The sequence below is a fragment of the Paraburkholderia hospita genome (assembly GCF_002902965.1).
Classification (GTDB): domain Bacteria; phylum Pseudomonadota; class Gammaproteobacteria; order Burkholderiales; family Burkholderiaceae; genus Paraburkholderia; species Paraburkholderia hospita.
Genome location: NZ_CP026107.1, coordinates 926,600 through 944,985 on the forward strand (window position 1 = coordinate 926,600; position 18,386 = coordinate 944,985).

An 18,386-nucleotide genomic window follows, 5' to 3' on the forward strand; every position below is an offset into this window, starting at 1 on the left:
CTTTGCCTTACTGTTTGCTTGCCTGCTGCACATAGGCCGAAGTGACCGTCGGACGATAATCGGGCAGCACGGAATCGAGGCGTTTCTGCTCCTTGAGGAATTTCGACGTGTCCGCGAGGGCCGTCGCCGTGCCTCCGCCGAGCAGCGCGCTACCCGACTGCTCGGTGAGCAGCGGATAAGTCGTGCCGTGCAGCAGCGGCGGCACGTCGGCAGGGTCCGATCCGCTGACACGCGCAATCGCCGTCACTTCCGGCGAACTTGCCGTCCAGTTCGCGCCGTTCTTGCGATAGTCCTCGTTCACCTGGCCCGTCACCTTCGCGAAGCTCACCAGAAAGTCGGGGTGCGACTGCGCGAAGTCCTTGCGCGCGACCCAGGCGAGGAAGGTCGGCGCGCCCCATTTGCGTACGTCGGCGGAGGTCGTGAAGACCTTGCCCGTCTTCTGGATCTTGCCGAGCGCCGGTTCCCACACATACGCGCCGTCGATGTCGCCGCGCTGCCACGCCGCCGCGATTTCGGGCGGGGCGAGATTGAGGATCGTCACGCGATCCGCAGGGATGTTCCAGTGCTTCAGTGCTGCGAGCAGGCTGTAATGCGTGGTCGACACGAACGGCACGGCGATCTTCTTGCCGATCAGATCCTGTGGCGTGTTGATGTTGCTGCCGTTGCGCACGACGAATGCTTCGGCGGAGCCAATTTCCGCCGCGACGAAAAACGTCTCGATCGGCAGGCCGCGCGTGACGCCCGCGGCCAAGGGACTGCTGCCTGTGAAGCCTACCTGCACGTCACCCGATGCCATCGCGGCGATCACATCGGCGCCCGTGTTGAACTTGCGCCAGTTGATCTGGTAGCCGCTGTCCTTCTCGTAGAGCCCTTTGGCTTGAGCGATCTTCGAAGGCTCGATGTCGGTCTGATAGCCGATGGTGACCGTCTTGTCGGCGGCATGCGCGGGCGACGCGCCGAGAATCGCGCTGGCGAGCAGCGGCGCGATGAGGCGAACGAAAAACCGTGTATTCATTGGATGGTCCCCAGGTTGATAAGCGAACACTGTTAATTTGCGGCGCGACGCTCAGCGCGCGGAATACAACACCGCGTCGATCTCGACGCGGGCATCGCGGCCCAGTTGCGCAACGCCGATCGTGGTGCGCGCAGGCAGCCGCGCCGCATCGTCGAAGTAGCTGTCATAGACACGGTTGAAACCGGCGTAATCGGCGTTGAAATCGCGCAGATAAATCCGCACGAAAACCGTATCTGACAGCGCAAAGCCCGCGTGTTGAACGATTTGTTCGATGTTGTGGAAACACAGCTTCGCCTGCGCTTCGATGCCCTCAGGCAAGGGCTTGTCTGGAGCGTTGGGATCGACGGGAAGTTGCCCTGTCACATGCAGCCAGCCGTTGGCCTTTACCGCATGGCTATAACGTGCCGATGGCGGCGGCGGGGCGGCTGTTGGAGACTGATGAAACACGATGGAAGACATGCAGTTTCGACTCCCCGGACGGCTTGAGTGCTGGATGATCCATGCGTCGTTGTTATAACAACGTCATGGTGAGGCGAGTATAGATTTGCACTCGTCGCACGCAAAACGATCATTTCTGACATGCTTATCTGGGCGCTGGATTTGGCTCAGGGTTTGGCTGTTTGGCACAATGATGCAGAAAGCAGCGGATGGGTCGCTGCAACCATTCACATATCGATGAGAAGAAACAGACAATCCACCGCGCCCCTCTACGAGCGCATTCGCGACGCGCTGCATGCGCGCATTCTCGACGGCACTTATCCACCTGGATCGCGTCTGCCGATCGAGCATGCGCTGTGCGATTCGTACGGCGTGAGCCGGATCACGATCCGTCAGGCGCTGGAGCGATTACGTCAGGAAGGATGGATCGAAAAGATTCACGGCCAGGGCACCTTCGTGCAGAGAGCGCGCGCCGTGCAGAACATCAGCGCGCTGCAGAGCTTTTCCGAGGCGATGATGCCGCTCGGGCACCGCGTGTCGAACCGTGTCGAAAGCGTGCATGTGGTGAGCGTCAACAGCCAGCTCGCGAGCCGTCTGCAACTGGAAGCAGAAGCGCGCGTGACAGAAATTCAGCGCGTGCGCTTGCTCGATGGCCTGGCCGTGTCGTTCGAATTGACGTATGCGGCGCGAGAAGTAGGGGAGCAGTTGCTCGTTGCGGACCTCGAGAACCGCGATATTTTTCATGTGATCGAGCAGGATTGCGGCGTGCGCATTGGCCATGCCGATCTGTCGATCCGTTCGATGCCGGCGAGCGAAAAGGTCGCGCTCGCGCTGGGCGTCGGGCCCGGAAGTGCGTTGCTCGGGATCGAAAGGCTCGTGTACAGCCGCGATGGCGCGCCTGTTCTCTTCGAAGCGCTGAGCTATCGCGGCGATGCGTTCCAGTATCAGTTGAGTATCGAGCGGGCGAAGCGGTAGATCGAGGTGACTTGTCGGGTACAGCTTGTTACCGCGAACAGTCAATGCGCTGTTATCCTGAACACGACCCATCCGACGTGCAAATGCATCCACGCGTCGATATGCAGGTCAATGGAATGTGGGCATACAGCAAGGGAGCACATCATGGACATGGAAAAGCCCATCATCACGCCGGAAGAATTCGTGGACGAGATCAACCGTCGCCTGCCGGATCACGACTGCTATACGCAGGGCTTGCAGATGTTTCTCGTACCGAGGGGCGCAATGCCCGATGAGGCCATTGGAATCGACTGGGAACCGCGAAACGCACGCAATGGCGTAATCGCAGTCAGCGAGGTTCACAGAGAGGTTGCCAGCGAGTTTTCCGTCAGCAAGCACCTCGGGCGTCGACACTAGGGAGCGTCGCATTGCTCCACATGCACTCGGCGAGTCTCTCTGATCAGGAGATTGTGTACTTGTTCTGAGGGCCGCCGGTGTACACCGTTCTCGCGATCTCCAGGATTTTTTCGCGGTTGTGGTCGAATGCGGCGAGCAACGAGGATTCGTCAGAATCCTTGTTGGGGTTCAGTTTGACGAGCACCACATCATCGACCTGGAAGACAATCTCACGGGCATTGTCATAACCCCAGAAGCACACACAATGTCTCGACGCATCGTGGATCCGGGCCGGATTGGGAAAGTTGATCACCGCACTGGCTTTTGCCATTTATTCACCCTTACAGACATATCGCCACTTGCTCGCGTTGACATCGAGGCGGGCATCCATCTCTAGACGCTTCTGCGCGCGTTCGTTTTCCGCCTTCTGTTGCGCCGAGACACGCGCCGCCTGCTGGCTCGCGTAGTCGCTTTGCTTTGAAGGAGGGGCCGGATACACCTTGGTTTGCTTTTGCATATGGATTCCAGAAAGTAGTTGCGGAATGATTTTGATGCTGTGACATATACGGCTTACTGCATTGGGCGCTTCATTCCCTCCGCCTCGATTGCAGCGTTGCGTTCCTCGCTCGCCTCAACGGGTTCCATTGACTCGTCGAGAGAAGCGATCGCCCGTTCTGTGACAGACCTGGTTTCAGTGAAAGCTGCGCCAGATGCGCCGTCTTCGTCGACGGGAGGTGCCAGCATGTCGTGGAGCATCGCGTGCAGCTCGGGCGTGTTCCAGGGCGCGCTGCGTTGTTTTCTCCTTTTTATGTAATGTCGCACTTCCGCGTCCTGTTCGGCGGTCAGTGGCAGGCCGCGGAACGTATTTTGAGGCGTGGCTTCGAACATGAGAGCCTCCTTCGTTCACTATAGTTCGAGTGTAATCCTATTGTTCAATAAGCGCGAACTGTTGGTGACCGTGCGGCGTAATTCGTTCATCTGCAGATTCGAACGCGCCAGTCATATTCCCGCAATCTATACCGATTTCTCCACAAAGCGCGCGATTTACCGATGCCTTACGTGCTGCCGTATTGCCCAGGACGCAACCTGGAAAATTGAGGAGTTTTGACTTTGTAAAGCAGTGTATGCTGAACAGCACGTCTTTCGGTGATGGACGGATAGGGAAGAAAGACATGAGTGGACCGCGATGCCTCACGGTGCGGCACAAAAGCGTTTATCGCTATTCCGAGCCGGTGAGCTTCGGCGAACATAGGATGATGTTCCGCCCGAGGTCCAGCCATGATTTGCGTCTGGTTAGCTCGGAATTGCGTATTGTGCCGACGCCTTCGCGCCTGCACTGGATGCACGATGTCTTCGACAATTCAGTCGCAGTCGCGACGTTCGCCGAAGAGGCGTCCCAACTCGTATTCGATAGTAGCGTGACGCTCGAGCATTACGAAGCGCCCGCGCCCGAGTATGCGATCGAGCCGTATGCCGCAACCTGGCCATTCGCGTACACCAACGATGAAGCAACAGAACTGGTCAACGCACGAAGCCGGCGGCATCCCGATGCGGATGTCGACAAATGGGCCCAGTCTTTCATTGCGCAAGGCCGCGACACCTCGACGATGGCGTTGCTCAGAGACATGACGGCTGAGATCAAAGAGCAGTTTCTTTACGCCCGGCGCACGGAGAAAGGCGTCTACCGTCCGGCTGATACGCTGAGTTTTCGTAGTGGGAGTTGCCGGGATTTCGCGGTTCTGATGATCGATGCCGTTCGTTCTCTCGGACTCGCTGCACGGTTCGTCAGTGGCTATGTTTTTGTTCCGGATCATGACGCCACGTCAGGAGGTGGTTCCACTCACGCGTGGCTGCAGATATTTCTGCCCGGCGCAGGATGGGTGGATTTCGATCCGACCAACAGCATTATCGGAAATCAGCATCTGATCCGGGTTGCCGTGGCTTGGGACCAGCACCAGGCGTTGCCTTTGTGGGGAACGTGGACGGGCGCACCCGCGTCGTTCAGGGGTCTGGATGTCGACGTCAGTGTCACCGAGGACGGCTGTTGAATTTTTCTTCGAGGGGCCGCTGTAATGATGCTTCGCGTAGGCTATAGACTGATTTACGAGTGCGAGCAGCATACGCCAATGATGCTGATGCTCAACACGCACTTCTCGTGTGTGCAGAATGTGCGGTCGGCCGACCTTCTTGTCGTTAATCCACCCGTCGGCATTGCTCAGTATCGGGATGGTTTCGGTAATCTCTGCAGCCGGCTCGTTGCGCCGCCGGGCCGGTTCGAGATGTCGACGACCGCGTTGCTCGATGTCTCCGATCGGCCCGAGGAAACGGCATTTTGGGGTCACCAGCATCCCGTCGAGGAATTACCTGACGAATGCATGGTGTTTCTGCTGGGCAGCCGCTACTGCGAGACCGATTTGTTGTCCGAGGTCGCCTGGGAACTGTTCGGTAAGGTGCAGCCCGGCCGTGATCGCGTGCAGGCGATCTGTGATTTCGTACATCGGCATATCGACTTCGGCTATGAGTTTGCCCGATCGACGAAGACAGCATGTCATGTCTATCGCGAACGACGCGGGGTGTGCAGAGACTTTGCACATCTGGCGGTCACATTCTGCCGGGCGATGAATATTCCCGCGCGGTACTGTACGGGGTATATCAGTGACGTCGGGGTGCCGCCGCCTCATAGTGCGATGGATTTCGCGGCCTGGTTCGAAGCTTATGTGGGCGGGAGCTGGCAAACATTTGATCCGCGCAACAACGTGCCACGCATTGGACGGGTACTGATGGCCCGAGGACGGGATGCCGCCGACGTCGCAATCAGCAATACGTTCGGTCCGGCCAAGCTCGTTGAGTTCACCGTGCATTGCGCTCCTGAAGAGGGCTAGGCAGACGGACAATGGGACGTGAGGCGCTGTCCTGGCGCAAGTAGGGTCATCCGTCTGTAAAGCGCCGCAGCGAACCGGGTGTAGTCGCCGGCTGCACGCCATAACGGCTGCGAAGCTCGTGCATCGCGGCAAGCGTGATATACGCGGAGCGGGTCATGTGACGCTCCTTTGCATCGCCATCGATTTGCCGCAGCACATCTTCGAGCAGACTGATCTGTACGCCTACTGCTTTCGATGTCACCCGCGCAAGATTGATGTCGATAAACATCCAGAGTCCTTCCCCGTCATCCATATCGAGCTCGTGCAATTCCGATGTGCTGTTGGTCGGCGCAGGTATGAGTTGCTCGCTTTGGTCATACATCAACTCGACGACCTTCTGCGCATTGCGCTTCAATTCGCCAAACGATTTTCCCTGTGCTTCGGCGCGGGGAAAATCAGGGAAACTGGCGCGAAAGCCAGCGTCGCCATCGCGGCATACATAAACGGGATATTGCATAAGTGCTCCTCAAATGATCCTCGCCGTGTGCAGCCGCGCGGATCCGGAACGGGAAATGGTGGGAAGGCGAAGGGACTGAATTGACGATGCGCGTAAAGCGGAGGAAACGCAAACTAAATCGTGATGAAGCGGGGAAGGAGCCGCACTGGGCGGGAATGTCCATTGCGCTACTGTTTTCTCTATCCCACTACGAGGAATTCCCGGACATCGGGAGGCGTATTCATGAAAAATCCATGGCTGAAAAAGAACCCGTTCTTGAGCATGTGGCTGAGTGGCGCGAATGCCGTGGCTGGATCCGCGCGCGGACGCGTGGCGGCCGCCGCGAAGCGTGAGACTGTCAATTTCTGGACCGCGGCGCTGACGCCGCCAAAGCCCAGGAAGCGTCGGGCGCGTCGCTGATTGGACGAAAGCGGATCGCAGCCGGCAGGGGAGAGCGCTGTTCACGGCGGCGAGACGCCCGGAGAAAATAGCTGGCACAAGAAAATAGATCGCGACAGCCGCTATAAATGCGCACAGAATGACGGGATAACGTAGCCGCACCCGCGGCTGGGCGAAAATGGGAGAATCATCATGGCAAAGGGTCAACTGCGCGGTAATCGCGAGGCAAAGAAGCCTAAACAGCCGAAAAAGCCGTCTCCTGCGGCGAACCTTTCCACCTGGAAGACTACGCCGAAGGCAACAGCACGAGACGAAGAAGGCGCAAACAAGAAATAATCTGTGGCTCCTGGCGTTGAGAACGTGGGCGTTCTCATGCATTCGCCGGGAGCGGATCAGACAGGTAGTTTGCGAAGCGAATTAACGAAGGGGATTAAGTCAGAGATCGGATTATCACTGTGCGTTCGGGTGAGTCGGGGAAGGCCTTATATTCTCGCGAGCGCTCCCGGCTGCCCGCACCCTATTCATATCATGATTCAACTTTTTCCCCCTCACTTCGCGATGCAGTTTCGCGCTTTCGAAAAGGCGCGAATGCCAATCGACATTTGATTGCCTTGAAGAGGGAGTCACCATGAGTAGCCAGTCCTGTGAAGCATATCGCGGCTACAGCATCGATGTTGAAGTCACGGCCAACAACGTCGTCTCGCTCAGCGGAAGAGAGCTACGTTACTCTGTGTCGTGGTCGATAATCTCACTCCACGTGCTATCCACACCCATTGCCAGTCTTCCCGAGCGACTGGAGTTTTTATCGCCGGATGACGCCTTCTCATACGGCGAACGGCGGGCGCGCACGTTTATCGACGGCTCGTTGTTGTCGGATGTTCAATGAACTAATGTGAGGCGGCAGCCCGTTCAACCTGGACGAGCCTGGCGCTGATCCTGCTCGGGCCGCAGCGGCGCGGGAGGAACGACTGTCTCGACATGACCGGTCTCTACGTCATAGACGAGACCTGTCACCGTGAATCCGCCCGGAAGATTCGGGTTGGCTTTCAGCGATGCTACGTCGAGCGCGACCGCCTTGTACGGATCGGTAATTGCGAGATCGTCCAGCTTGTCGTCTGCAACACCCATATACTTCGACAGCAACCTCGGCGCGTGATGGTAGCAACCATTGATTCCGCAATCGGTATGCTGAAGCACGATCAGCTTCCAGCCGTCGCCGACTGCTTCTCCTGCCGCGCGCGACACCGTGCCGAGGATCGCCATCGTTTCGAGCAGCGCCGGGTTCACGCGTCCGCCGACGTTACGGATGATGGCCGCTTCGCCCGGCGCCAGCTTGAGCACGTCCATTGGATCGACGCGCGGATCGACACAACCGATGATCATCGTGCGTTGCGACGGCAGCATCTTCAGAGCGGCGTTAAAGCCGGTTTCCGCGAATTCAGCGTTGCGGTGAGAGAGCGTTTCGAAAAAGTCCATGACTACCTCTATCGTTTATCGTGAGAAATCGGGTTAGGCGGGGGTTACGCGCGTGTGGCAGCCGCATGGACATCTTTGCCTGCAATCCCTTCGGATCGGCTGTGAAGGCTGCGTGAATGCCGCGAGATTGATCGCCGGCGACGATCTCGTCATTGGTGCCGGCCTGGATCGCATCGAGCGCATCCGTGACGACTTCCTGCGGCGTCATGCGCGGCTCGGGCAGCTTCGCGCCCATTTCCGTATCCGTCTGAACGGCGAGGACGCCGACCACCTGCGTACCCTGTGCGCTCAATTCAGCGCGCACGCTGCGGGTCAGCGACAGGCTCGCCGCTTTGGAGGCCGAGTAGGTCGCCGCCACGGGCAGGCTGATCAGCGAGAGCATCGACAGCATGTTGAGCAGTGCGCCACCACCGTTCCTGGCCAATACGGGAGCGAACGCGCGGGTTAGCGCCAACGTGCCGAAATAATTGACTTCCATCTCATGGCGGGCGTGGTCGATGTCGGGCGCGGAGATGGCGCCTTCGAACGCGGCGTAGCCGGCGTTGTTGATCAACAGCGTCACGTCCGATGCAATGACGGCGGCAGCGGCCACCTGATCGGGGTCGGTGATGTCGAGCGGAAGAGGCACGAGCCGTCGATCGCCATCTTTGAGAAGCGCTTTGAGCGATGTGGTGTCACGCGCGGCGACATAGATCTTCGACGCGCCTCGCTTGAGCAGTTCGGCGACAAATACGCGCCCAATGCCACGATTTGCGCCAGTGACAAGCACGACAGAGTTAGAGAGTTGCATGATGATGACCTTTCGAATTCGATTGGAAATAGCGGTGGGTTCCCGTTTTCGAAGAAGCGAGCGGGAACCCGCGGATGTCATTTGCCGTTGAGCTTGTCGGCGTGAAGGCGGGCGAATTCGCCAACGGTCATTGACCTGCGGCCCGTCAGCTTTTCGACGTTGTCATCCGTGCCGGACATCCGGCCATTGTGGTAGTCGGCCATTGCGCCGCGCAGATGCTGGACGATATAAGGCGGTACGCCCATCGCCTCGATCGAGCTGCAGTATTCGTCGATCGGCAGATCCTGAAAGACGATCTTGCGACCGAGCGCCTCGGACAATTCCGTTGCCATCTGCTCGTGATCCATTTCGACGGGACCGGAAAGCGGGATCGTGGTGCCGATATGGCCTTCCGGATTTTTCAGCAGCGCGGCAATGGCGCGGCCTTGATCGTCGGCTGCGATGGGCGAGTGACGGCCCTTGCCGACGGGCATACGCAGAATGCCTTGTTGCAGATACGGAAGTTGCCAGGGATAGAGCAGCCACTCGAGGAAGTAAGTGGGACGAAGATGAATGACGGGCAGACCCGACCAGTTGAGAATTTCTTCCGCGATATACGTGTCGCGGCACGAATCGCTGGTGGACTCGCGGTTGGCTGAGCGCTGCGAGAGATTGATGACGGTCTTGACGCCTGTTTCCCTGGCGGCTTGGGCGAAGTTCACGGTCGCGTTGATCAGTCCGGGCTGCACGGGCCAAACCAGATAAGCCGCGTCCACCCCTTTCATGGCGTCGCGAACGGTATTGATCTCCAGAAGATCGCCGACGACCACTTCAGCGCCGAACGCTTCGAGCGCCGCCGACCGGTCGTCTTTACGATGCACCATCGCACGTACGCTGAGACCGAGCGCGATCGACTGGCGAACCGCGGCGCGACCCGTATCGCCCGTGGCGCCTGTAATCAAGACTTTCTTTGACATGGTTAATATTCCTTAGTAACTAGAGTTGAATGATTTCGAAGCCGTACCGTCGTGACCCACGCGAATGGCATGCATCACACAGACCAACTCGGTGAATCGCTTTCTTCTAATCGGCGATTCGTTTCCTTGGATCTAAATATCGCGTATTGCGGCGCAATGCGGTAGCCGTCGTTTGAAGCTATGACCTATCCTGGAACAGCATGAATCGGTTCGAGCGGAGTCCGGAGCGTCTGAACGCGCTTCCGGACGGCCCACACCTGATCAGTGCGCGGGCGCTTGCAGCGGGTACTCGATGACGAACTTCGACAGGTTCGCGTTGATGAACTGCTCAACCGTCGTCAGCGGCTGGCCGATGATTTCCGTACCGGTGCTGTCGGTGCCTGCCAGCAGTCCTTCTTGCTGATCGATCGTGACGGCTTCGAAATGGCGCCGCATCGCATCGGCATGCTGGAGGCCGAACAGTTCAAGAAACGTCGATACGGTGACATGCTCGTAGGGAAGCTCTTTACCGAGCACGCGGCTCACTTCGGCGGCGAGTTCCTCATGGCTGTATTCGACGGGCCCGTGAAGCGCCAGTGCCTTTCCGACGTAAGGGGCCGAATTGTCGATAACGCCCGCAATGATGCGCGCAATGTCGCTGCCGGCGATGGGTGCGAAGCGGCTGTCCTTGTTGTACGGCATCACATAGCGGCCATAGCGGATCTGTGGCGCGATATAGAGCAGCCACTCGGCAAAGAACGTGACTCGCAGGTGCACCGAAGGCACCCCGGACCAGTTGAATATCTGCTCGGAGAGCCAGTGGTTTTGCGTCGCCTTGCTGCGCGCGGCGGGACGGGACTGTTTATGCGACATGTTCACGATCAGTTCCAGATCCTGCTCTTTTGCGGCCTGTGCGAAGATCACTGCCGCTTCGACCAGCCCTTCGGCGAGCGGAAAGCAGAAATAGGCGCGCTGGACGCCGGCCATGGCGAGGCGAATATCGCGCAGGCTCATCATGTCGCCGAATACGACCTCGGCGCCCAGATTGCGCAGTTGCTGTGCGCGATGGTCATCCTTGCGCACTAGCGCGCGGACATGAAAACCCTTCTCGAGCAGGCGCTCGACGGTCGGACGGCCGGTGTCGCCAGAAGCGCCGCTCACGAGAACTGTGGTCATCATCAATTACTCCAGATACGAAGCCGCAGCGCGTAAAAATCGCTGCAGACTTCAGTTGCAGGGCGGTGGGGACATCGGAAGCAGGGCCCTTGCGTGGTTCCGATCAGAGCTCGGCAATCGATGCCGGGCCACGTCGACAATTTGGCGTTTTCGCTTCAATCCCGGTAGCCACTGGATTCGGCTAACATTTATGCTGGATGTGCATTGATGCGAGCCGGACCGGTTAATCGGCCCTGTTGTCCGCTGGAGAAAGGAGGGAGCTTGAAGGACGTCCTTACGTTCAGGCTTTACACCCGCGTCGCGCGGCTCGGCAGCTTTTCGGCGGCGGCGCGGGAATGCGGACTGGCGCAATCGCAAGTGTCGAGAATGATCGCCGAACTCGAAGCGGGCCTCGGCGCTCGCTTGCTGACGCGAACAACGCGCGCAGTGGTGCCGACGGAAGCAGGTCTGGAGTTTCTAGCCCGCATGGAGCCGATATTGGCGGCCATCGATGACGCGGAGAACAGTGTTCGCGAGACGGGCGAATTGCGCGGCGTGCTGCGCGTTGCGATGCCTTCGACGATGGCCATCTGCGTGGTGCTGCCGCGCCTTTCCGCCTTCACAGAACGTCACCCGTCGCTCAGAGTCGAGGTCATGCTCGACGACCGGTGGCAGGACATGATTCGCGAAGCAGTCGACGTCGGCATCCGCGTGGGCAGTCTGCCGGACTCGGCGGGCACGGCCAGGTTGATCGGCACGATGCATCGGGTTGTCGCGGCTTCGCCTGCCTATCTCGAGCGGCACGGCACGCCGGCGTTGCCGGAGGACATCGCCACGCATCGCATCGTAGGCGGCCCGGCCGGGGCGCACGTGTCCTCATGGCAATTCGAGCGCGATGGCGAGACCGCATCGGTTGACGTGCAGCCGCATGTTTCGACCAACGACACGGCGGGCGCGCTTGCAGCGGCGGTTTCCGGCCTTGGAATCGTGTCGACGACATCATGGGCGTGTCGATCGCAAGTCGAAGATGGCACGCTCGTGCACCTGCTGCCCGATTGGAAAATGGCGGAACTGCCCGTGCATGCCTATTTTCCGATGGGGCGTGCCAGCCGTCTCGCAGCGCGTGCGTTTGTCGAGTTCATCGCGACCGAACTAAAAAATGAACCGCTCGACTTTATTGGACCGTGCCTTGTTGTCGGGGCTACCGCAGAATCTGGAAGAAGATGAAACGACTATTACTCGCTGCGCTCGCAGCCTGCCTTGTCGCGACTTGCGTTCATGCGCAAAGCAACGCGTCCGGCCCGTTCGTCACGCCCGCGGGCACACTGCAATTCTCGCGTGTAGACCGCGATTACGTGGGGATGCTCGACAAGGTTATTTTCGATCGCTTCGGCGCGAACACGCTCACGCATTTCGATGACCTCGACGACGCCAGTCAAACTGTCACGCGTGCGCTTGTGCAGACCGATTCCGGCCCGGTGCTGTACGACTTTCGCCGTCAACCGCCACTCGTGCAGCGCTCGGGTAAGCGCATGACGGTCAAGCGCGTGTTCTGGCAACCTGACGAAGTCGTGATGCAAAGCTCGCAAGGCTGGTTCCGGTTCAAAAGCGGCGTGTTGACGAAGCTCCAGTCGTCCAAGACTACTTACCATTGATCGCACGCAGCGCAAATACACGCTCGCCAGCTATGGATTTTTATAAGGCCTTCTCAATGTAAAATGCGATGCCGAGGTATTGGGCAGTCAATAACTAGAATAGACGGGATAGAGCATGCGATCACCAGATGCGGGGTCATCGTCATTTACCGGCGATACATTATTCGAACTCGGACTGAATATACCGCCGTGGCTAATGATTCCTTTGGCGTTGTTAGCCACCGAGTTGTTGCCCCTGCCGCTCGACTATGTTGCTGATGTGTTCTTCCCGGACCAGCAGATTGGCGGCCCGGGTCTAGGCTCACGCGGCATCGTCTCTGCCTTGATTCTCGGTTGCCTGATCGCACCTCTGGCTGAAACCGCATTCAACCAGTGGGGATGCATCACGTTACTTCGCAAGAAATTAGGTGTCAGCCCTTGGACAGCGATCGTGTTGTCGGCAGCGCTCTTTGCGGCTATGCATACCTATAGCTGGAAATACATGCTGACGACGTTTCCCATTGGTATCGTGCTGGGTTATGTATTCGTAGTCGAACAAATGCGTCAGGGCCGGGCCTTCTGGATGGTCGCGTTGATTCATTCGTTGCGAAACGCCATTTCTATTGCGCTTGTCCATTACCTGCCGTGAAAATAGCGCGGGCGAACGAGTGTCTTTCTTCCGCCCCGTAGCTACGCGAACTCACGTACGAGCCCTCAGGGTATCCCCAGAAATAAAACAATTGACGTGATTGGTTCGGTTCCCGCGCCTGGCCCGAACGATGTTTGCATTCAGCTTGCAATACTCGAAAAGTTGCCTATCGTCAGTTGTCGGGGCGTTCGTTCCGCGCTTCCAGGGAACAGTCGCGCGGGCGCATAGAGCGCCGGGCTTGAAATGACAGTCGCGTAGCCAACAAGAGAGAGGTCGTCGTGAAGCCGGTTCCTCCCGCGGTGCTGTTTTCCGTTTCCGTTGTCGGCGCTGCGGCCGGAGCGTGACGTGTCCATGCCCGGCGCCGAGATCAACCAGTATGCGGCCGAGCTGGGCACGCAGCTTTCGGCTGTAGGGACGCAGCCGGCAAACCGGATTGCCTCGCTCCTCCAGGCCGCGACGGAACTTGCGGCGTTGGCCGATCGGTCCGCTGGCTCGATGACCAGCGCCGAATGGAAGATGGCTGTGTCCCAATGGGAGGCAGCCCGCGACGCCTTCGGCGCCGCGCTGTCAAAGGCACTCCTCGGTCCTCTCGCGGACATCCCGGGGGTCGCCGCGCTCGCCGACGATCTGGGCAAGCTGTCCACCGAGGGCATCCACGGCAGCGTTGACCTTGGCCCGGTTCATCTCGAAGTCGCCTCGTCGATGCTGGTTATCCAGCCCCCCGAGTTTAGCGACCTGGTTGGCACGCCGGACCCGGTCACGATTGGCCCTTACCAGGTCGGGGAGGTTGCGGCCAGCATCGCGTCGCCATTCGGCGGCGGGGGACCGGGCGGCGGATCGCTGGTCAGACTGCCCGCTGCGGGCGGCTTCGGCGGCACGCTTGAACTGCCGCTTGGCGCCGTGCAGGTGACTGCATCCGCAGTGCTCGCGACCATCAACGGCCAGCCGTCATTCCTCGCCGTCCTCGGCGTGCAATTCCTGCCGCCTGTCCAGTTGTCCTTTGGCTTCTCGCTCGACCGCGTCGGTGGGATTGTCGGCGTCAACCGCCGCCTCGATCCTGAGGCATTGCGCGCGGCCGTGCGCACGGGCGGCGCCGGCGATGTGCTGTTCGCCGTGAAGCCGCCCGCGTCGCCATTGTCGCTCGTGACGGCGATCGACGGGTTCTTCCCCGCCCAGCCCGGCACGCATCTGGTCGGCCCGACGCTCAAGCTTGCGTGGCTCTCTTTCGGTCCGGCCGGGAGCCTGCTCGGACTGGACCTGGGCGTGATCGTCGAGTTGCCGGCGGGCCGTGTGGCCGTGCTCGGCGTGGGCCGCATCGCGATTCCTGGGCTCGACGTACTGCTCAATCTGCGGCTCGATGTCCTTGGCCTCGTCGATCCCGTGGAGCAACTGGTCAGCGTGGACGCGAGCCTGGTCGACAGCAGCGTGCTTGGCATCTTCGAGGTCTACGGTGACGGCGCGATGCGGCTCAGCTGGGGCAGCTCGGCGTACTTCGTGGTCAGCGTGGGCGGCTTCTTCCCGGGCTTCAATCCGGAGCCGGCCCGCCTTCCGGCACTGCGGCGTGTCGGCATGACGGTGAACAACCCGGTGCCCATCATCGACATCCGCACCGAGGGCTATTTCGCCTTCACGACCAATACCTTGCAATTCGGCGGGCGGATGGAGGTCTCCATCTCGCTTGGCATCGAGGCGCATGGATTCGTCGAGGTCGATGCACTCGTCCAGTTCCGCCCGTTCCATTTCGAAGCGCATATCGCGGCGGGTTTCGGTGTGTCGGTGGAGGGCTTCAGTTTTGCGTCGGTCACGCTGTCGGGCATGATCGGTGGCCCGGGTCCCATCGTGATACGCGGCACGCTCTCGATCAGCGTGTTCCTCTTTTCTCTGGACTGGGACGAAACCTTCACGTTGGGCAGCGGGCCCGCCGATGCGCTGCCCGCGCCCGTCTCCCTGCTGAAGCTCATCGCTGAAGAGCTTGGCAAGCCGCAGAGCGTGCAGAGCGCGAGCATCGCGGACGCGCAGGTGGTGCTGAAGCCGCGTCCCGGCACGCCGGGACTGGCGGCCGTGCCGGCGACGGGCGCGCTGCAGGTCTTGCAGCACCGCGCGCCGCTGGGCTTGCTGATCGACCGTGCCGATGGACGTCCGCTGGGTGGGCCACAAGGCGTGAAGGTGGACGGCGGAAGCGGCGACGTGACCGAGCGCTTCAGCCCCGGAAGCTACATTACGCTGACGCAGGCGGAAGCACTGAACCGGCCTCCATTCGATGTGCTGCCCGCCGGCCGCGTGCTCTCGTTGGCCGATCCGCTGCTCAATGCGAACCGAACGCCCGAGGACCGCGAGGTCGAGCAGATCGTCATTGTCGGCAGCCGGATCGTGAGCGAACACGAGTGGACACTGCTGACGCCGCTCGGCGAGCTGTCCGCGATGGTGGGAGCGGCAGCGCGCCCGCCCGCCCTCAGCGACGCCGCGCCGGTCATCACCGCGACAGCGGAACAATGGAGCGCGTCGAACACCGGCGAAGTCTTCGGCAGCGCCACGGCAGCGCATCAGTCTGCTCGCTATCGCGGCGGCATTGCGCTTGCCGCCAGCGATGCGGCGGCACCCGTCGACCTCGCCACGGTGTAGCGAATCATGGCGAACAACAACTTCTATTCCCACTTCGACAAGGCGCTGCGAGCCGGTGCGACGGCCGCCGGCGGCGGCAGGCTGCGGGGCCAGGCCGAGGTGAAGCTGGTCGATCTCAACGATGCGACGAACCGGGCCATCGCCAATGCGAGCTACGAGCTGTTCGGCCCGGGCGACGTCGAGCGGCTGGCAGCGGGCGCGATCACGCGGCGTTTTCCCGCGCCGTTTGCAAGCAATGCCGAAGTCACCAAGCTCGCCCTGGTGGAATTTTCGGCAGTCGACCTGCCGTGGCGCTACACGCCGCAGCTCGCCGGCGCGAATGGCTTGCGTCCCTGGCTCGTGCTGGTGGTCGGCCAGCGATCGGCCAACGACATCGTGCTGCGTCCCGATGGCCGCGTCACGCTGGGGCTCGTCGCGCAGTTCAATCATCGGCTCGGCGAATCGCTGAAGTGGGCGCACGTCCATGAGGTGGCGGGGCACGCGACGGTCGCGCGGCTGCTGGCGCCGACGCCTGCCGGTGCGGGCAATTATCTTGACGACACGGAATATGTCGCCTGCCTTGTGCCCGCGTTCACTGCATCGGGCGACGACGCGTGGGACGGCACCCGGCCGGTGACGTGTGCGCTCTATGACTGGTGGTCGTTTCGTACGGGACCAGCAGGGGACTTCCGCGATCTGGCGCGCAAGCTCCACAAGGCCGCGCTCGTCCCAAAGCCCGGCGGCAAGCCATTCGGCATCGCGCAGGTGAGCTACGCCAGCCGCGCCGCGCTGCAAAAGACGACCCAGCTGCAGACGGCGGGCGCACTGCGCCTTCCTCGCGTGCCGGGCGACCCGCCCGATCCCGCCGACGATGCGCCGCCCAACGATGTCGTCCTGGAGACGGCGGCGCTTGCGCGCCGGATCGTCACGCCAGACGGTCGGCCCGTCGTGACTTCGCCGCGCTACGACGCGCCCTTCGGCGATGCGAACGGACCTGACGATCCCGTGGATAACGGCTGGATTGCGCAGCTCCGTAACGATCCGCGGCTGCGCGGCGCCGCCGGCCTCGGAGCATGGAACGCGGTCGAATGGCAGGACAGGATCAGCGCCGCCGCAGCCTTGAAGGCGGGAGACCTCGCGATTGCCGCCGGCCGCATCCGTCATGTGGCGCTGGGTGTCGAGGTGAGCCGTTCGCTGTGGCGCCGCCGGTTGCCGGCCGATTCGCCCGAGCGTATCGCCGTGCTGATGTCTTCGCTGGGTCGATTGCTGACGACGGCTGGCCGATCCGCACTCGACGAAGTCGCCGGCCGCACCCCGCAGTTGAGCCGCGCGTTGCTGTCGTCGGCGGCGCGGCGCGCGCTGCGGCCCGGTCCCGCGCGCACTGCGCTGTCCGCCGATGGCCGTGCGCCGTTCGGGGCCGTCATCGCCGCCGCCAACGAATGCCCGGACGACCGAGCGGACCCCGCCGGCATCCACTCGACCGGGCGCGACCCCGATGCAGCCGTCAAGCAGGCGATCGTCGAGGCTGCACGCGGCGACATGGGCCTTGCCGACGCCGTCCTGCAGCGCCTCGGTTCGCACCCGGGTCCGGGCGCCGTCGCCGCGGCGCTCCGCGCGCTTGCCGCGGGGCCCGGCGGCAAGCCTGATCTCGAGGCGGTGAAACGCTTCCTCGCCACGCGAACGTTTCCGGAGCCGGACCCCTCGGTTCTCGAGTGGGACGGCTGGATGAACGAGCATGCGGCGCACGAGCCCTGTCGCACGCTCGATCTCGACGCGTTCGCCGGCATCGTGTCCAAAGCGATCGACCCCACCGTGGCGCGTCCGCCTGCCGTCGAACGCGTGCTGGCGACGCTGCCCGGCATCGAGCACATCGGTCCCGTCGAGATCGAGCCTGAACTCGATCTTCCGCTCTGGAGCTTCGTGTCCGAACGGGCGCCCGACTGGATGCTGCCCGGGGCAGGCGACCTGCTCGACGGCGATGTGGTCGCGCTCGGGACCAACCCCGTGTTCGTCGAATCGTACTTGGTCGGCGCCAATCATCAGGCGAGCGCCGAGCTTCGCTGGCGCAACGTTCCGCTCGTCACACGCTGGTCGCCGCTGCGCAAGTTCTGGCAGCGCAAGAGCAGCGTGCTGGACATCGTGCCGATCCGCCAATGGAAGGCCGCCGACCCGCTCGGCAGCGCAGCGTTGCTGCCGCCGGATCATCCGGGTGACGAGGCCGTCGTCGCTTTCCGCACGACGCTGTTTCGCCGCTACCCGTCGACGGTGGTCTACCTGTACCAGCAGGAGAACGACTGGACCGCGCCGGCCCCGCACCTTGCGCTCGATCTGAACAAGCGCGTGGACCCGAGCTTCACGGGTACGATCGGCCGCGACCTCACCTTCTTCGGCTTTCCCGTCAAGCCGCAGGAACTGCTCGACTACTGGGTGGTGCTCGAAGAGCCGCCCGCCGGCTACCGTTTCTATCATGCTCCAGACCCGCTCTTGCCGGGTTCGGAGGTCCACTCCGCCGACTACGCTCACCGCCGTTTTGCGATACCCGTGCGCGTGATGATCGGGCGGCTTCTACACGATCCGGCGTGAGGCG

General features: G+C 61.3%; 22 protein-coding genes. 12 read left to right on the forward strand and 10 right to left on the reverse strand.

Annotation, left to right across the window (positions count from 1 at the left end; genetic code table 11):
• Positions 1-7 precede the first annotated feature (7 nt).
• Complete coding sequence (tauA, locus tag C2L64_RS37405) at positions 8-1,015, reverse strand: taurine ABC transporter substrate-binding protein (protein WP_007576637.1); 1,008 nt, start codon at positions 1,013-1,015, stop codon at positions 8-10.
• A gap of 51 nt (positions 1,016-1,066) precedes the next feature.
• Entirely contained in the window at positions 1,067-1,474 is a 408-nt protein-coding gene (locus C2L64_RS37410) for a RidA family protein (RefSeq protein WP_007576639.1), read from the reverse strand.
• Positions 1,475-1,690: 216 nt separating this feature from the next.
• Here C2L64_RS37410 and C2L64_RS37415 point away from each other — a divergent pair, with 216 nt between their 5' ends.
• The gene (locus C2L64_RS37415; RefSeq protein WP_039899707.1) at positions 1,691-2,428 is read left to right on the forward strand and encodes a GntR family transcriptional regulator; all 738 of its coding nucleotides are present in this window, start codon (positions 1,691-1,693) and stop codon (positions 2,426-2,428) included.
• 144 nt (positions 2,429-2,572) lie between these two features.
• Positions 2,573-2,824 (forward strand): hypothetical protein, encoded by a 252-nt coding sequence (locus C2L64_RS37420; RefSeq protein ID WP_007576644.1) that lies wholly within the window; start codon positions 2,573-2,575, stop codon positions 2,822-2,824.
• A 43-nt stretch (positions 2,825-2,867) separates the two neighbouring features.
• Here C2L64_RS37420 and C2L64_RS37425 read toward each other — a convergent pair whose 3' ends face one another.
• The 3 genes from C2L64_RS37425 to C2L64_RS37435 are packed head-to-tail and all read right to left on the reverse strand — an operon-like array spanning position 2,868 to position 3,691.
• The gene (locus tag C2L64_RS37425; RefSeq protein WP_007576646.1) at positions 2,868-3,134 is read right to left on the reverse strand and encodes a DUF1488 family protein; all 267 of its coding nucleotides are present in this window, start codon (positions 3,132-3,134) and stop codon (positions 2,868-2,870) included.
• On the reverse strand, positions 3,135-3,320 hold the full coding sequence (locus C2L64_RS37430) for a hypothetical protein (protein ID WP_007576648.1): 186 nt from the start codon (positions 3,318-3,320) through the stop codon (positions 3,135-3,137). It abuts the gene before it with no gap.
• A gap of 53 nt (positions 3,321-3,373) precedes the next feature.
• On the reverse strand, positions 3,374-3,691 hold the full coding sequence (locus tag C2L64_RS37435; RefSeq protein ID WP_007576650.1) for a hypothetical protein: 318 nt from the start codon (positions 3,689-3,691) through the stop codon (positions 3,374-3,376).
• Positions 3,692-3,975: 284 nt separating this feature from the next.
• Here C2L64_RS37435 and C2L64_RS37445 point away from each other — a divergent pair, with 284 nt between their 5' ends.
• Both C2L64_RS37445 and C2L64_RS37450 read left to right on the forward strand, forming a co-directional pair.
• A complete protein-coding gene (locus C2L64_RS37445) occupies positions 3,976-4,851 on the forward strand; it encodes a transglutaminase family protein (RefSeq protein ID WP_007748203.1) in 876 nt (291 codons plus the stop codon).
• A gap of 24 nt (positions 4,852-4,875) precedes the next feature.
• Positions 4,876-5,685 carry a transglutaminase-like domain-containing protein gene (locus C2L64_RS37450; RefSeq protein ID WP_007576653.1) on the forward strand — a complete coding sequence of 270 codons (810 nt, stop codon included), beginning with the start codon at positions 4,876-4,878 and terminating at the stop codon, positions 5,683-5,685.
• A gap of 46 nt (positions 5,686-5,731) precedes the next feature.
• Here C2L64_RS37450 and C2L64_RS37455 read toward each other — a convergent pair whose 3' ends face one another.
• On the reverse strand, positions 5,732-6,181 hold the full coding sequence (locus tag C2L64_RS37455) for a type II toxin-antitoxin system HicB family antitoxin (protein ID WP_007576655.1): 450 nt from the start codon (positions 6,179-6,181) through the stop codon (positions 5,732-5,734).
• A gap of 155 nt (positions 6,182-6,336) precedes the next feature.
• Between C2L64_RS37455 and C2L64_RS53600 the strand changes: the two genes are divergently transcribed.
• The 3 genes from C2L64_RS53600 to C2L64_RS37460 all read left to right on the forward strand — a co-directional run bounded on the left by C2L64_RS53600 (position 6,337) and on the right by C2L64_RS37460 (position 7,445).
• On the forward strand, positions 6,337-6,513 hold the full coding sequence (locus C2L64_RS53600; RefSeq protein ID WP_158660554.1) for a hypothetical protein: 177 nt from the start codon (positions 6,337-6,339) through the stop codon (positions 6,511-6,513).
• 238 nt (positions 6,514-6,751) lie between these two features.
• The gene (locus tag C2L64_RS54295) at positions 6,752-6,895 is read left to right on the forward strand and encodes a hypothetical protein (protein ID WP_007748194.1); all 144 of its coding nucleotides are present in this window, start codon (positions 6,752-6,754) and stop codon (positions 6,893-6,895) included.
• A gap of 292 nt (positions 6,896-7,187) precedes the next feature.
• Positions 7,188-7,445, forward strand: a complete 258-nt coding sequence (locus C2L64_RS37460) for a hypothetical protein (RefSeq protein WP_079492561.1) — start codon at positions 7,188-7,190, stop codon at positions 7,443-7,445.
• Positions 7,446-7,468: 23 nt separating this feature from the next.
• Here the strand turns inward: C2L64_RS37460 and C2L64_RS37465 are convergent, their stop codons facing one another.
• The 4 genes from C2L64_RS37465 to C2L64_RS37480 all read right to left on the reverse strand — a co-directional run bounded on the left by C2L64_RS37465 (position 7,469) and on the right by C2L64_RS37480 (position 10,939).
• Entirely contained in the window at positions 7,469-8,035 is a 567-nt protein-coding gene (locus C2L64_RS37465) for a carbonic anhydrase (protein ID WP_007576658.1), read from the reverse strand.
• Complete coding sequence (locus C2L64_RS37470; RefSeq protein WP_238554516.1) at positions 7,998-8,906, reverse strand: SDR family oxidoreductase; 909 nt, start codon at positions 8,904-8,906, stop codon at positions 7,998-8,000. Before C2L64_RS37470 ends, C2L64_RS37465 begins: the two co-directional genes overlap by 38 nt.
• Positions 8,903-9,781, reverse strand: coding sequence for an NmrA family NAD(P)-binding protein (locus C2L64_RS37475; protein ID WP_007576662.1), 879 nt, complete (start codon positions 9,779-9,781; stop codon positions 8,903-8,905). Before C2L64_RS37475 ends, C2L64_RS37470 begins: the two co-directional genes overlap by 4 nt.
• 261 nt (positions 9,782-10,042) lie before the next feature.
• On the reverse strand, positions 10,043-10,939 hold the full coding sequence (locus tag C2L64_RS37480) for an NmrA family NAD(P)-binding protein (protein WP_007576664.1): 897 nt from the start codon (positions 10,937-10,939) through the stop codon (positions 10,043-10,045).
• 258 nt (positions 10,940-11,197) lie between these two features.
• On the opposite strand from C2L64_RS37480, the gene C2L64_RS37485 reads away from it, so the two are divergent.
• The 5 genes from C2L64_RS37485 to C2L64_RS37505 all read left to right on the forward strand — a co-directional run bounded on the left by C2L64_RS37485 (position 11,198) and on the right by C2L64_RS37505 (position 18,382).
• Positions 11,198-12,142 (forward strand): LysR family transcriptional regulator, encoded by a 945-nt coding sequence (locus C2L64_RS37485; protein WP_007576666.1) that lies wholly within the window; start codon positions 11,198-11,200, stop codon positions 12,140-12,142.
• Positions 12,139-12,570, forward strand: coding sequence for a hypothetical protein (locus C2L64_RS37490; protein ID WP_007576667.1), 432 nt, complete (start codon positions 12,139-12,141; stop codon positions 12,568-12,570). Before C2L64_RS37485 ends, C2L64_RS37490 begins: the two co-directional genes overlap by 4 nt.
• 115 nt (positions 12,571-12,685) lie before the next feature.
• Positions 12,686-13,198: a CPBP family intramembrane glutamic endopeptidase gene (locus C2L64_RS37495; RefSeq protein WP_007748174.1), complete on the forward strand. Its 513-nt coding sequence runs from the start codon at positions 12,686-12,688 to the stop codon at positions 13,196-13,198.
• Between the two features lie 351 nt (positions 13,199-13,549).
• Positions 13,550-15,820 carry a DUF6603 domain-containing protein gene (locus tag C2L64_RS37500; protein WP_007576671.1) on the forward strand — a complete coding sequence of 757 codons (2,271 nt, stop codon included), beginning with the start codon at positions 13,550-13,552 and terminating at the stop codon, positions 15,818-15,820.
• 6 nt (positions 15,821-15,826) lie between these two features.
• Positions 15,827-18,382 (forward strand): hypothetical protein, encoded by a 2,556-nt coding sequence (locus C2L64_RS37505; RefSeq protein ID WP_007576672.1) that lies wholly within the window; start codon positions 15,827-15,829, stop codon positions 18,380-18,382.
• Positions 18,383-18,386: the final 4 nt, after the last annotated feature.

Excerpts from the sequence above, each read along its gene's own strand:
- tauA (WP_007576637.1), bottom strand. The coding sequence starts at position 1,015 with ATGAATACACGGTTTTTCGTTCGCCTCATCGCGCCGCTGCTCGCCAGC.
- C2L64_RS37410 (WP_007576639.1), bottom strand. The coding sequence starts at position 1,474 with ATGTCTTCCATCGTGTTTCATCAGTCTCCAACAGCCGCCCCGCCGCCG.
- C2L64_RS37415 (WP_039899707.1), top strand. The coding sequence starts at position 1,691 with ATGAGAAGAAACAGACAATCCACCGCGCCCCTCTACGAGCGCATTCGC.
- C2L64_RS37420 (WP_007576644.1), top strand. The coding sequence starts at position 2,573 with ATGGACATGGAAAAGCCCATCATCACGCCGGAAGAATTCGTGGACGAG.
- C2L64_RS37425 (WP_007576646.1), bottom strand. The coding sequence starts at position 3,134 with ATGGCAAAAGCCAGTGCGGTGATCAACTTTCCCAATCCGGCCCGGATC.
- C2L64_RS37430 (WP_007576648.1), bottom strand. The coding sequence starts at position 3,320 with ATGCAAAAGCAAACCAAGGTGTATCCGGCCCCTCCTTCAAAGCAAAGC.
- C2L64_RS37435 (WP_007576650.1), bottom strand. The coding sequence starts at position 3,691 with ATGTTCGAAGCCACGCCTCAAAATACGTTCCGCGGCCTGCCACTGACC.
- C2L64_RS37445 (WP_007748203.1), top strand. The coding sequence starts at position 3,976 with ATGAGTGGACCGCGATGCCTCACGGTGCGGCACAAAAGCGTTTATCGC.
- C2L64_RS37450 (WP_007576653.1), top strand. The coding sequence starts at position 4,876 with ATGATGCTTCGCGTAGGCTATAGACTGATTTACGAGTGCGAGCAGCAT.
- C2L64_RS37455 (WP_007576655.1), bottom strand. The coding sequence starts at position 6,181 with ATGCAATATCCCGTTTATGTATGCCGCGATGGCGACGCTGGCTTTCGC.
- C2L64_RS53600 (WP_158660554.1), top strand. The coding sequence starts at position 6,337 with ATGTCCATTGCGCTACTGTTTTCTCTATCCCACTACGAGGAATTCCCG.
- C2L64_RS54295 (WP_007748194.1), top strand. The coding sequence starts at position 6,752 with ATGGCAAAGGGTCAACTGCGCGGTAATCGCGAGGCAAAGAAGCCTAAA.
- C2L64_RS37460 (WP_079492561.1), top strand. The coding sequence starts at position 7,188 with ATGAGTAGCCAGTCCTGTGAAGCATATCGCGGCTACAGCATCGATGTT.
- C2L64_RS37465 (WP_007576658.1), bottom strand. The coding sequence starts at position 8,035 with ATGGACTTTTTCGAAACGCTCTCTCACCGCAACGCTGAATTCGCGGAA.
- C2L64_RS37470 (WP_238554516.1), bottom strand. The coding sequence starts at position 8,906 with ATGACATCCGCGGGTTCCCGCTCGCTTCTTCGAAAACGGGAACCCACC.
- C2L64_RS37475 (WP_007576662.1), bottom strand. The coding sequence starts at position 9,781 with ATGTCAAAGAAAGTCTTGATTACAGGCGCCACGGGCGATACGGGTCGC.
- C2L64_RS37480 (WP_007576664.1), bottom strand. The coding sequence starts at position 10,939 with ATGATGACCACAGTTCTCGTGAGCGGCGCTTCTGGCGACACCGGCCGT.
- C2L64_RS37490 (WP_007576667.1), top strand. The coding sequence starts at position 12,139 with ATGAAACGACTATTACTCGCTGCGCTCGCAGCCTGCCTTGTCGCGACT.
- C2L64_RS37495 (WP_007748174.1), top strand. The coding sequence starts at position 12,686 with ATGCGATCACCAGATGCGGGGTCATCGTCATTTACCGGCGATACATTA.
- C2L64_RS37500 (WP_007576671.1), top strand. The coding sequence starts at position 13,550 with ATGCCCGGCGCCGAGATCAACCAGTATGCGGCCGAGCTGGGCACGCAG.
- C2L64_RS37505 (WP_007576672.1), top strand. The coding sequence starts at position 15,827 with ATGGCGAACAACAACTTCTATTCCCACTTCGACAAGGCGCTGCGAGCC.